Source organism: Sporosarcina sp. Marseille-Q4943 (genome assembly GCF_943736995.1).
Lineage (GTDB): Bacteria > Bacillota > Bacilli > Bacillales_A > Planococcaceae > Sporosarcina.
Genome location: NZ_OX031157.1, coordinates 1,646,193 through 1,658,018 on the forward strand (window position 1 = coordinate 1,646,193; position 11,826 = coordinate 1,658,018).

Annotated in this window: 12 protein-coding genes and 1 pseudogene; 6 read left to right on the top strand and 7 right to left on the bottom strand. The window is 44.7% G+C overall.

Features of this window, described 5'->3' with window-relative positions; all coding sequences use genetic code 11:
- The first annotated feature begins 7 nt into the window (after positions 1 to 7).
- The 4 genes and pseudogenes from NIT04_RS17345 to NIT04_RS17360 all read left to right on the top strand — a co-directional run bounded on the left by NIT04_RS17345 (position 8) and on the right by NIT04_RS17360 (position 3,955).
- Positions 8 to 709: a response regulator transcription factor gene (locus NIT04_RS17345; protein WP_252504759.1), complete on the top strand. Its 702-nt coding sequence runs from the start codon at positions 8 to 10 to the stop codon at positions 707 to 709.
- A complete protein-coding gene (locus tag NIT04_RS17350) occupies positions 706 to 2,112 on the top strand; it encodes a HAMP domain-containing sensor histidine kinase (protein ID WP_252504760.1) in 1,407 nt (468 codons plus the stop codon). The genes NIT04_RS17345 and NIT04_RS17350 overlap by 4 nt, the downstream gene beginning before the upstream one ends.
- Positions 2,113 to 2,424: 312 nt before the next feature.
- A pseudogene (locus tag NIT04_RS17355) lies at positions 2,425 to 2,965 on the top strand (hypothetical protein).
- Between the two features lie 426 nt (positions 2,966 to 3,391).
- A complete protein-coding gene (locus tag NIT04_RS17360; RefSeq protein ID WP_252504761.1) occupies positions 3,392 to 3,955 on the top strand; it encodes a hypothetical protein in 564 nt (187 codons plus the stop codon).
- A gap of 141 nt (positions 3,956 to 4,096) precedes the next feature.
- On the opposite strand, the gene NIT04_RS17365 is transcribed toward NIT04_RS17360, so the two are convergent.
- From NIT04_RS17365 to NIT04_RS17380, 4 genes are all read right to left on the bottom strand, one after another.
- A protein-coding gene (locus tag NIT04_RS17365; protein ID WP_252501778.1) for an IS3 family transposase occupies positions 4,097 to 5,460 on the bottom strand; the annotation gives its coding sequence in 2 pieces (ribosomal slippage) (positions 4,097 to 5,001 and positions 5,001 to 5,460; 1,365 coding nt in all).
- 217 nt (positions 5,461 to 5,677) lie between these two features.
- Positions 5,678 to 6,283: an alpha/beta hydrolase gene (locus tag NIT04_RS17370; RefSeq protein WP_252504762.1), complete on the bottom strand. Its 606-nt coding sequence runs from the start codon at positions 6,281 to 6,283 to the stop codon at positions 5,678 to 5,680.
- A gap of 149 nt (positions 6,284 to 6,432) precedes the next feature.
- On the bottom strand, positions 6,433 to 7,629 hold the full coding sequence (locus NIT04_RS17375; RefSeq protein WP_252504763.1) for a DUF3238 domain-containing protein: 1,197 nt from the start codon (positions 7,627 to 7,629) through the stop codon (positions 6,433 to 6,435).
- 286 nt (positions 7,630 to 7,915) lie between these two features.
- On the bottom strand, positions 7,916 to 8,467 hold the full coding sequence (locus NIT04_RS17380) for a histidine phosphatase family protein (protein WP_252504764.1): 552 nt from the start codon (positions 8,465 to 8,467) through the stop codon (positions 7,916 to 7,918).
- Positions 8,468 to 8,603: 136 nt separating this feature from the next.
- Here NIT04_RS17380 and NIT04_RS17385 point away from each other — a divergent pair, with 136 nt between their 5' ends.
- Positions 8,604 to 8,792: a gamma-type small acid-soluble spore protein gene (locus NIT04_RS17385; RefSeq protein ID WP_252504765.1), complete on the top strand. Its 189-nt coding sequence runs from the start codon at positions 8,604 to 8,606 to the stop codon at positions 8,790 to 8,792.
- 32 nt (positions 8,793 to 8,824) lie between these two features.
- Here NIT04_RS17385 and NIT04_RS17390 read toward each other — a convergent pair whose 3' ends face one another.
- The 3 genes from NIT04_RS17390 to NIT04_RS17400 all read right to left on the bottom strand — a co-directional run bounded on the left by NIT04_RS17390 (position 8,825) and on the right by NIT04_RS17400 (position 10,310).
- Positions 8,825 to 9,784, bottom strand: a complete 960-nt coding sequence (locus NIT04_RS17390; RefSeq protein WP_371922568.1) for an alpha/beta hydrolase — start codon at positions 9,782 to 9,784, stop codon at positions 8,825 to 8,827.
- Positions 9,785 to 9,864: 80 nt separating this feature from the next.
- Positions 9,865 to 10,161 (bottom strand): hypothetical protein, encoded by a 297-nt coding sequence (locus tag NIT04_RS17395; RefSeq protein ID WP_252504767.1) that lies wholly within the window; start codon positions 10,159 to 10,161, stop codon positions 9,865 to 9,867.
- Entirely contained in the window at positions 10,161 to 10,310 is a 150-nt protein-coding gene (locus NIT04_RS17400; RefSeq protein ID WP_252504768.1) for a YfhE family protein, read from the bottom strand. The genes NIT04_RS17395 and NIT04_RS17400 overlap by 1 nt, the downstream gene beginning before the upstream one ends.
- Positions 10,311 to 10,529: 219 nt before the next feature.
- Here NIT04_RS17400 and pgeF point away from each other — a divergent pair, with 219 nt between their 5' ends.
- Entirely contained in the window at positions 10,530 to 11,294 is a 765-nt protein-coding gene (pgeF, locus tag NIT04_RS17405) for a peptidoglycan editing factor PgeF (RefSeq protein WP_252504769.1), read from the top strand.
- The last annotated feature ends 532 nt before the right edge of the window (positions 11,295 to 11,826 follow it).

The following is an 11,826-nucleotide window of genomic DNA, read 5'->3' on the forward strand; positions in this document are numbered from 1 at the left end:
ACGGCAAATGAAAATCCTCGTAATTGAAGACAATGAGAGCGTCTCTTCCATGATCGAACTGTTTTTTGAAAAGGAAGGGATACAAGGCGAGTTCGTAAAAGACGGGCTTGAAGGCTATGAGCGGGCCATTTCTGGAAATTGGGACTGTCTAATCATCGACTGGATGCTGCCGGGGATGGACGGGGTGACGATCTGCCGGAAGCTCCGCCGAGACGACGTTGCAGTGCCGATCATCATGCTGACCGCAAAGGATAGCGAATCCGACCAGGTGCTTGGGCTTGAAATGGGTGCGGATGATTATGTGACGAAGCCGTTCAGCCCGCTGGCGCTCATGGCCCGCATCAAGGCAGTCACGCGCCGGTATGCTGTTGCAAAAGAAGATCGCATTGACGTCGACACTTTGAAAACGAGACATTTCACTATTAATACTGCCACGCGCGAAGTGCTATTAGACGACAAGCCCGTGCCGAATTTGACACCGAAGGAATTCGACCTGCTCCATTTTTTCATTCAGCACCCTAAACAGGTGTTTTCGCGCGAGCAGCTTTTGGATCGAGTGTGGGGTTATGACTTTTACGGCGATGACCGGACGGTGGATGTGCATATTAAACGGCTCCGCTCGAAAGTGTCGAAGGCAGATCAGCCGTTTTTCCACACGGTTTGGGGCATTGGCTACCGATTTGACGAAACGGCCGGTGACGCGGAATGAAAATCAAATATTTCCACCAGCAGCTGGCAAGCCATTTCAGTGTCATCATCATCGCTTTTCTAATCCTAAGCCTGCTGTTCTCCCATTTCGTCGAGCAATTCGTCTATGACAATAAAACCGAGGAGCTCGCCTCCTACGGACAATCGATTTTGACAGATATCGAGCAGGATCAGAGGAATTCCCGCTCCCTCTTAAAATCATACGGATATGTATTGGAGGGCCGGGATATCCAATACTCCTTATTCGACGAAAAGTCGGCCATCATTTATTCGACCGGACTTGAGACGCCTTTGATTGAACTCAATGAGGAAGAGTGGCGGGCATTGCAAAGCGGAAAAACGATCACCGTGAAACAGGAATACAAACGATTCGAACAAGCAGTCACTTTCGTCCTCCTCCCCTATTTCCACCGGAACCAGTTCGTCGGAGGGGTTTTATTAACATCGCCTATCAAAGGCTCACGCGAAGTCATTTCGCAGATGAACAGCTATTTGATCTACACAACGTTCATTGCGCTCGCGATCGCATTGCTCTTAAGCGGACTTCTATCGACATTCCACGGCAGGCGCATCAAGCGGCTACGATCTGCAACTGCGAATGTTGCGCAAGGCGATTATTCCGTTCGGATACCGACAGCAAGTGTCGATGAAGTAGGAGAGCTGGCAGGAGATTTCAACAAGATGGTTGAGAAACTCGAAGCATCGGCAGTGGAAATCGAAAGCCTTGAAAACCGCCGCCGACAATTCATGGCGGACGTGTCGCATGAGCTCCGGACACCTCTCACGACAATCCGAGGCATCATCGAAGGATTGCGCAATGACATGATTTCTGATTCCGAAAAGGAGCGAGGCCTCCAGCTTGCAAGCAGTGAAACAGTGCGCCTCATCCGCCTCGTGAATGAAAATCTAGACTACGAAAAAATCCGCTCCAATCAAGTGACGCTTCACAAACAGGAGATTCAACTAAAGGAACTGTTTGGCATCATCCAGGACCAATTGGAGGAAGCGGCAGCGGAACGCGGCGATAAAATCGTGGTGGAAGTCGCGGAGGAAGCTTCTGTCTTCGCTGACTACGATCGCCTCACCCAAGTATTGATTAATATTGTGAAAAACAGCATCCAATTCACGCAAAACGGCATGATTTGGATAAGGGGCTATGCACAAGAGGAGAGCACAATCATTGAAATCGAAGATACAGGCATCGGAATGGACCCTGATGAGATTGAGAAGATTTGGAGTCGGTTTTACAAGGCAATCGACTCACGGACGACGAATCCATATGGCGAGTTCGGATTAGGGTTATCGATCGTGAAACAACTGGTCACATTGCACGGCGGAACGATAACTGTTGAGAGTGTGAAAGGCGAAGGGACAAAATTCCGTATTGAGCTGCCGAATGGATGAGCTGTTGTGGCAGGAGTGATGGAATTCGATTCTATGAAGGAACCGTCGCTGAATTAATTGAGCCCTTGTGCAATTGAATGAGCCCTTGCGTAATTAAATGAGTCCTTCCACGTTTAATTGAGCCTTTCGGCAATTAAATGAGCCTTCATTAAATACGAAAAAGGTCTGTTAATCGGTTCCAAACCGGCTACCAGACCTTTTTATTCTTCCAAACAAGTTCCCCCCAAGTTTTTCATATTCTATGAAGGCAAGAAACTTTTGCTATGGTACGATACACGGAAACAATCTTGCTGTATGAATATAGGTGTCCTATTGAATTTTATCGCTTGGATCATCGTTGCTTGCGAAATCGGATTTTGGGTTGTCATTGCAGCAGGACTTGTCACAAGATATATTTTCAATAAAAAACAGCTAGGATTTTTTTCTAGCCTTAACACCAGTCATTGAGCTGCTATTGCTCATCGTCACAGCGAATGATCTTTACAACGGCGCCACTGCCACGCAGGTCCATGGAATTGCCGCCATCTATCTCGGTGTATCCATCGCTTTCGGAAAAAGTATGATCCGCTGGGCGGACGAGAGATTTCTGTATTATGTCAATAAACAAGGCACGAAACCTGTCCGAAAACATGGGCTCGCCTATGCGAAACACTCGATAAAAGGCTCGTTGCAGCATGTGCTCGCATTCATCATCGGCGGTTCTTTCCTTTTCCTGATGATTTACCTGATCGATGATCCTTCCAAAACAGAAGCAATATCCGGCATGTTGAAAGTTTGGGCGCTCGTCCTTGGAATCGATTTTGCCATCTCAGTCTCCTACTTCATCTGGCCACGTCCGCAAAAAACAGTATGATCGAAAAAAAGCCGGTCTCATTTTAATAACGGGTTCGGTTGATGGGGAGAAAACAACAAAAAACACAGCATTTGGGGACACAATTCGCATATGAATTGGTGTCCCCGTTTTTGTTGTTATATCAACATTTAGGTTATTTATATTGACGAACTGGTACCACAATTGGCACAGGAATTAGCAACAGCACATAAATTTATGTGCCTTTGTTAATTCCGTTGTTAAAACACTTGCTAATTGGATATTGGATAGAAAAAAATGGAAGGTAAATGAGGAATCTGTGCTAACATAAATTAAAGATTGCGAAATGATGGTCTTGAACTAACGGAGCAAGTTTGTTCAATCAGAAGAAACGGAAATTGATGTAAAACGTAAAATTGCAACAGTCACGGGAACCTATGAGGAATGACACAAAAGGGGATGGGATTTTTGAAACGACAACATGTTTCGCTTATTAAACTCTTGGTCATAATGACCGTTGCGCTCCTGCTGACGGGATGTAGCAAGACAAGTACGGATATCGATGAGTACCTGAACACGGGCACCGCAATGGATGCGGAAGCAAAAGACGTGATGCCCGTTCTTGACGAGTTGCCAACATACAGGGACATCGACTACCGACATACGCAAAAAAAGATGTTCCTCTTCGAAGCCAACTCGGTAGTGCTTGTGGTCGAATATGACACGCAAACCTATGAAAGCGAAAAAGGGAAACTCGCAGAAGACTTCGCAATCTCCAAACCGGAAGCCACGTCTGAAACGACCGATGATACGAGTCGCCCGAATGTTGAGTTCTCGCTCAACAGCTATGTGTTCCGAGTGTTGGAAGGAAACGGCTATCCGAAATCCTTTGGGATGATTGGCACATCCGATGAACACCAACGCATCGCGTATTTGTACTTCTATGATTCTGATTTGGACAAAATCGGTGAACCAGATGACAGAAACCGCATGTCAAGATTTGTGAAAAGCTATTTCGACTATGATTTCTGATGTCTGATTGCTTGTTTTTCTATTTCTATGTACTTCCCAAGAGGTAATTCACCTGCTTTAGTTCAATAAGGATAGTAAAATATTGCTACAAAAAACGCTCAGATTTTGAAGTGACCCCAAAAAGTTGGACAGTGTATTTATTTAAGCTGCGCGTTGGGCAAGAGTCCGGTATTGTACAGGGCTCTTGCCTTTTAATTTAGACTTGATACGCTTGTCATTATAGTAATTCATATATTCTTCAAGTTCTTTTTTAAAATGATCAACACTTTCAAATTCATTTAAATAAAGAAATTCAGACTTCAAGATCCCGAAGAAGTTCTCAATCACAGCGTTGTCATAACAGTTTCCCTTACGGGACATACTCTGTGTTATTCCGTTTTTTTTCAAGGCATGGCGATACTGTTTCATTTGGTAATGCCATCCCTGGTCTGAATGAAGAATCAGTTCATCCTCATCCGTCAATCGCTCAAAAGACTTCTCTAACATATCTGATACCAGTGAGTAAGTTGGCCTGGAACCCAGAGTGTATGTGATGATTTCACCATTAAATAAATCAAGAATAGGAGATAGATAGAGCTTCTCACTGAATAACTTAAACTCTGTAATATCTGTTACCCATTTTTGATTTGGCTTATCGGAATTGAAATCACGATCTAACACATTTGGTGCTATCTTCCCAACCTGCCCTTTATATGAACGATATTTCTTCATACGGACAACACATTTCAAACCTAATTCCTTCATTAATCGCTGCACTTTTTTATGATTCACATTATATCCTTTGTTTTCTAATTCGTCCTTGATACGACGATAGCCGTAACGGCCTTTGTGTTCATGATATATTGACTGTATCATTTCCTTTAACTCCGCATCCTTGTCAGGACGATTGAATTGATCAATCCAGTAATAATAGGTGCTGCGGGGTATACCAGCCAACTTTATAAGTGCTTTAACCGGGAATTTTAGCCTTAGTTCATAGATTACTTTCGCTTTATCTTGTTTGGTGATTTTCCCTTGTTCTGAACTAAGGCATTCAACTTTTTTAGATACTCATTCTCCATACGTAATTGTGCCACTTCGGCATGTAAAGATGCGACAGTATCATCTTTTGGAGACTCGTTATTTCGTTTCTCTTGGGATTCTTTTTTCATGGATGGACGCCCCTTTTTCTTAGAAGTGAGGGCGTCTATTCCACCTTTTTCAAAAAGGATCCTCCAAGCTCTTATCGTTGCTGGAGAGGAAATGTTGAAAATCACAGCTGTTTCATTTGGTGACGTCCCATTATCACTCATGTAATTAAGTACATCCAGTTTAAACTGTAAGGAGTAATTTGTGTAGCTTTTCTTTATTAAACCATCTATCCCATGAGCTTGATATTGCTTTACCCAGTTCATCACTACGCTTACAGGTGTTCTAATTGACCTTTCAATTGAAATATAACTTTCTCCGCCTTCCAAATACCGATTAACAGCAGCTAGTTTATATTCAAGCGTATATTTTGCCATAGTAAAACTGCACCTCCAATTGTTAGAATGTGTCCAACAATTGGGGGGCAGTTCAATTTCTGAGCGTTTTTACTTGTTATTTATATAGCTTTTTCACTGTTAAAATATATGCTGATTAACTTGTTATTTACGTTGTTATTTACGTTGTTAATTACATTCTTCTCCCCATCAACCGAACCTGTTACCATTTTAAGGAGCGGATTTTCCATATTATCTTTTACAAGTTTTTACGATACCATTCCGTAGCCGCTTCCACTTCCGTCCGCGTCAACGAATGTCCATTCATTTCCCAATGGACTTCTGTCGACGCACCAGCTGCCGTCAGTAGTTCCTGCAGCTCCGTCGTCTCCTGCGCCGGACAGATCGGATCATTCTTCCCTGCTGCAATGAACACTGGAATTCCTGCTAAATTAGGAAGTTCAATTCCTCGCCTTGGCACCATAGGATGATGCAGAACGGCACCCTTCAACGAATCAGCATAATGGAACAATAGGCTCGCCGCAATATTTGCGCCGTTCGAATAACCGACAGCGACAATATTCGACCTGTCAAACCCATGCTCTTCCGCCGCCTCATCGAGAAACGCGTGCAATTCTTGCGTACGGAAGACAAGATCCTCCTCGTCGAAAACACCTTCCGCGAGTCTTCGGAAAAATCGCGGCATCCCATTTTCCAGCACATTCCCCCGCACACTTAGTACGGAAGCTTCCGGGTCAATCAATCCCGCGAGCGGCAATAAATCCTGCTCCGTCCCGCCTGTTCCATGCAATAAAAGAAGCGTCGGTTTAGATGGATCGGCTCCTTGCTTGAAAATATGTTTCATATGCTCTCCCCCTCAATTACATCCGGAAACGGACTCAATCATTTTAAAGTCGCAACCCAAGTCGTTCTGAATTTTATCTATCTCAAATAAATATATCTTGAATTCAAGGTAATGATATCAGAACTCAATTTGGTTGTCAAAAAGGAAGTTCACTCAAAGTTCGAGCATCGCCAATAATGGTAGGCGATCGCCTCTGACATGAAGGCGAGTCCCCTGCTCTCGACTTGCAGGATAGGCTGCCACGCCTCTCCTCTCCCTTTCATCAAATAGATTTCGTGATGGGGAGACGGATCGAAGAAGCCCGACATATCAAATGTGCCATGCCGTCTGAAAACGGCATTCACTTCATAGTCAATTTTCGGTGCCGTCGTCAACGGATTGCCGACCGAATGCTCTAGCAGAAAACCGCTCTCCCCTTTTTTATGGTCGGTTCTCTTCAGCGTAATACCGTCCGCGGATGCCCTCGCTTTTTCCCTAAATCGCTTTAGATGATCGTATGCGATGGTTGGACCCACTTCTTTCGAGAAGGTCATCGGTTCACCACTTTCGTCATAGGCAAGCTCAATATCGACACGCGTCCGGAAGCCTTCCCCGTTCGGATCGTATCCCCGTCCGTCCCCTTTGAAATAATGATTCGGCGACAGCAGGTTTGGGTTTCGAATCCACTGATCCTTCAAAAACGTCGTGTAGCGGAACTTCCATCGATCGACATTATCGATTTCCCGCTCTCGTTCATTGATCGGTCTAAGCATCTCGCTAGGCTTCCCGATCGATTTGATTGTCGTAAACGTTTCAACAGCCGATTCAGACGTGGATGTAGCTGGATTTAACATACCAAACAAATTGGATACCGCCGATTTCACCGACGTCAACAGCTCCTCGGATTTTTTCAACGGGCGTCTGGAACGGATCGTATAGACGTAAGACTGATCGACGTCAATATCACGGTCAATGAATCTGTTCGTATCGACTTTTGCCATGAATTCCCCGTTTCGGTAAATTTCATATTCCGTAACGTCTTTAATTTCCTCCCAAGATAGCGCGATTTGCGTCCTTGCGACAATCGTCGTCATGACAAGCGATTGTAATGGGTTTTCGACATTTTTCTCTTCGGCAAAGGCCGATGTCTGCATGGCGATCACATCGACGACTTGATTGTTTTCCACACGCTCAATTATATAGTGATAGAGTTTTCCATGTTTGAAGTCCCCGTCCTGGAATTCCGGAACGGATCCTTCATACAAATGCTTGCCGTCCTTGTACACATTATAAAATCCACCGACATCATTCCATATGAATGAAATCAGGTCATGTTCATGCTTCACTGATTTAATTTCAAATAGCATACGGACCACCTCCTGCTTTCATTTTGCTGCATTGACAGACCACCTAAACATTGAACGGCTTTTTATTGTCAATGCCCTTGTTGCGGGATGGTGAAACAATGTGGCCTCCACTTCCAAAGCATTTTTTGGCGCGGGAAGAAAGTCCCTTTTTGGTGAAAAATTTGTTTATTCAATGGATAACTTCGTGAATTCAATAGATAACTCCCGGGATTCGATAGATAACATCCGGATGGCATAAAAAATCCCTCCGCATCTTCACGAAAGGATCAATCCAATAGCTTATACTTCACTGCAACGCTTCTTCCTTCCAAATTCGCTCCACTTGCGCACCGTCCTCTGTCACACGGACACGATAGACATCGGGATTCGTCAACGCCTGCCATTCCGGGAAACCGATCCGCTCATCATAACATCTCAACAGGAGCGTCATCAGATTCCCATGTGTCACGAGAACAGTTCGCGAACCGTCCGGCAGCTCATCCACCACTTTACAAACTCGCTCCATCGCTTCGTATGAAGATTCACCGCCTTCGTATTTCAAATGGATATCGAGAAAAGAGTCTTCCAGTTTCAGCAGCCAATCTTCAAATGAATGCGAGCTTAACGTCCGTTCTGCCAGCCGACTATCCTCTTCAAAATACATCCCTTTCTTATCAGCAATCGGATCCGCAGTCCTCCGCGCCCGGACGAAAGGACTCGTTATGATCCGGTCCACTTTCAGATCCGCAAAAAAATCCGCTAGCTTTCCAGCCTGAACAATCCCTTCAGTCGTCAAATCCGCGTGCGGCGATTGTCCTTCGGCTGCACAATGACGGACAATGTAAATGATCTTATCCAATTCGAACACCTCCATTCCTGTTTTTCCCTTGCGTGATTCAAAGAAAACATTGTTAGAGTTATCTCAATAATAACACTTCCGCTACAGGCATAAAAACCTCATTACAAGGGATCATAAAGTAATGGAGGTAGATGACATGAAAGATGCAAAGAAATTCACTGAAGCTGGAACCGATATTGAAGAAGTGAAACAGCAAAATGCAAACTCGGGCCTGACCTACAATGAAGTGAAGGAAATTCTTGCCCGTACTGGCGGCAAAGGGACTGCGCAGTATAGCGACACGGACCCGGAACAAATTAGAAAAGCGAACGAGCCAATTGAATGAAAAAACCGGTTCCCGTAATCGGAACCGGCTCTTCATTTCATATAACGATCGAGGAAGTGATCGACTTTCACTTTATATGTCTCACCCGCAAGCGCAAAGGCCTCGCCATGGTTCGCTTTCGGAACGAGGAATATGTCCGTTTCGCTCGGAGTGCTTCGTTCCAATTCCCCAGCCATCTCAGTCGGAACGAATGTATCATTCATTCCGTGGATATAAAAGATCGGCACTTGCGCCTTCTTCACTTGCTTCAAAGCGCTGGCTTCCCTAAATGAATAACCGGCTCGGACTTTCGTCAATGCACTTGTGCTGTCCAATAAAGGAAATGCCGGAAGATGGAACATCCGGTTCATTTGGTAGGTGAATAATTGATAGACAGATTGGTATGGACTGTCTGCAATAATAGCGTTCACTTGACGGGGAAGCTCTTCCTCGCCGCTCGCCATCAACACCGTCGCTGCTCCCATCGATAAACCATGATACGCCACTTCGGTTGTCGGTCCGAGCTTCTGCACTAACAAATTCGTCCAATCGATCAAATCGAGCCGATCCGGCCAGCCGAATCCGTAATAATCACCTTCACTTTTGCCATGCCCTCGCGCATCCGGCATAAAGATGTTGTAATCTAATTCATTATGATAATACTGTCCGAAGAGACCCATTTGCTTCGCGTGGCCTAAATAGCCATGCGTCAAAATGACAAGCCTGTTCGTGGGTTTGGACGCAGGCAAATAGTAGCCTGATAGCTTCAGCCCATCCCGCGAGGTCAAGTGGAGCGTTTCGAACTTTTGAGCAGCGACCCACTGTTTCCAGCCGCCATTCAGGTAAAGCTCCATCGTCTGATCGGACACTTCCAAATCGGCATTGCCCTGTAAGTACTCTTTCGGTCCGCGCTTGACTGCTAGCTCATAGAAAAAGAAGCTGCCCGCAATCTGTATGACTAGGAAGACGGTTGACAACAGAACCAATAATTTCTTCCAATGTATTTTAATCATTCTCATTCCCTTTATAGTCTCTTGGCATTAGTTGCCTACCATTATTATACAAGATAAAAAGAGAATAATGAATAAAATATTTACGTTTTCATAAAATTGGCATGCATATGTGAGTTATCACCGACTTTTTGTGTTTTATCACCGACTCTCTGAGCGTTATCACCGACTTTCGGTCCATTATCACCGCCCCCTTTGAATTTATCACCGCTTGACGACAATTCACGTTGATTTTCATCCACATTCAAGGGAATTAGATGAAACACAGAAGGACCCATCAAAAACCGTTGGTGCACGGTCAGTGATGGGTCCTTCAAATTACTAATGAAAAAAGCCGCGACTGACTGCAGGGGGAATGCAATCAATCGCGGCTCTCTCATTATTGCTCTTTTTCCTGTTTTTTATTCTCATCTTCTTTTGCAGCTTTGTCCGCACTTTTAAATTCTTTTTGGTATAGCACTTCCTGGGTCGAACTTAACCCGTAATTCCTTTCGGTCAGTCTTTCATGAGGTTCCTTCTTCTGTTTCATAGAAAAACGCTCCTTTCCGTCAACTACAATCAGTTTTCCCGGACAGCCGGATTTTAACCGGTTCATTTATTTCGCCATGTATCCGCTATCAATAAGACCTCTTGTTTCGTTATCGCTCGAGCAGGATATAAAAATATAGGAACGAAAATATAGCAATTCCCGGCACAGCTGTCATGGTTGTCCGTGGAGGAATCGAGTATAGTAATAGCAGGTGATGATATGAAAACAAAAATCTATATTGATAATGAAAAATTTGTTGCGGGCACGACATTGAAAGATGGAACTGCGCCTGAACATAATAATATGGCGTTCCATGCCTGTGTGAACCCCGAGACAGTACTGGAAAATCGAAAACGATTGGCGACCTTCTTGCAATGCAATCCAAAGGATTTCGTCTGCGCCAGTCAAACCCATAGCGCGAATCTGCATAAGGTGACCCTTGCAGATAAGGGGCGGGGCGCTGTAGTCGGAGCCACTGCCATTCCGGACACAGATGCGCTCTATACGACGGAGCCGAATCTCTTACTATGCAGCTTCACCGCCGACTGTGTACCGGTCATTTTTTATAATGAAGTGAATGGAATTGTCGGAGTAATTCATTCAGGATGGCAAGGAACTGTCAAAGAAATTACATTGAAGGTTTTTGAACGTTTGAAAAAAGAAGAAGGATGCGATCCAAGCGACTTCCACGTGCAACTCGGCATGGCGTTAAGTCAGGAGAAGTTTGAAGTGGACGAGGATGTATATGTGAAGTTCAAAGCGCTCGGCTATGCGGATGAATTCATTTATTTCAATGAAGCAACGAATAAATACCATATCGATAACCAGAAAACTGTTGAGAAGCAATTGAAGCTTGCAGGAATCCCGGAAAACCAGATTGATGTCGATCGGACATGCACCTATGTGAGCTCGGACGGCTTTTCCTACCGGCAAGACAAGCAGGCGGGAAGACATGCGAGTTTTATTATGAAGAAATGCAACTGATGCGGAAGTCTTTTGCTTTTTTTACGAATCACTAAAATAGAAATGAAATACCCGTCCTGCTAATGATGTAGCTGGGGACGGGTATTTCTTTTACGCTCATTGAATTTGGATAGCCTTGTTTCCTGCTACTCGATAGTTAGAAGAATCGAGTTCGGCACGTGGCTCGATTTCGACAATTAGGTCGAAAATTAACAGATGTGTCGAATACATTGTTTCTTCGGTTGCGCGAAGTGACTCGCTTTCTACTTGTTAGTCGACGATTGCGGGACGTTACTCGCATTCTACTTGTACGACGTCGATTACGCGAAGTTACACGAACCCTGCTTGTGCGTTTGCGATTTTCCGAAGTGTCCCGTACTCCTCCTGTGCGTTTGCGGTTTTCCGAAGTGTTCTGTACATTGCTTGTGCGATGATTGCGATTCTGCATAGTTACTCGAACTCTATTCTTACGTTTGTGGTTCCAGAATGCTTCCCAAACATTGTTTGTGCGACGGCGTTTGCGTGAAGTTACCCGTACCCTGCTCGTGCGACG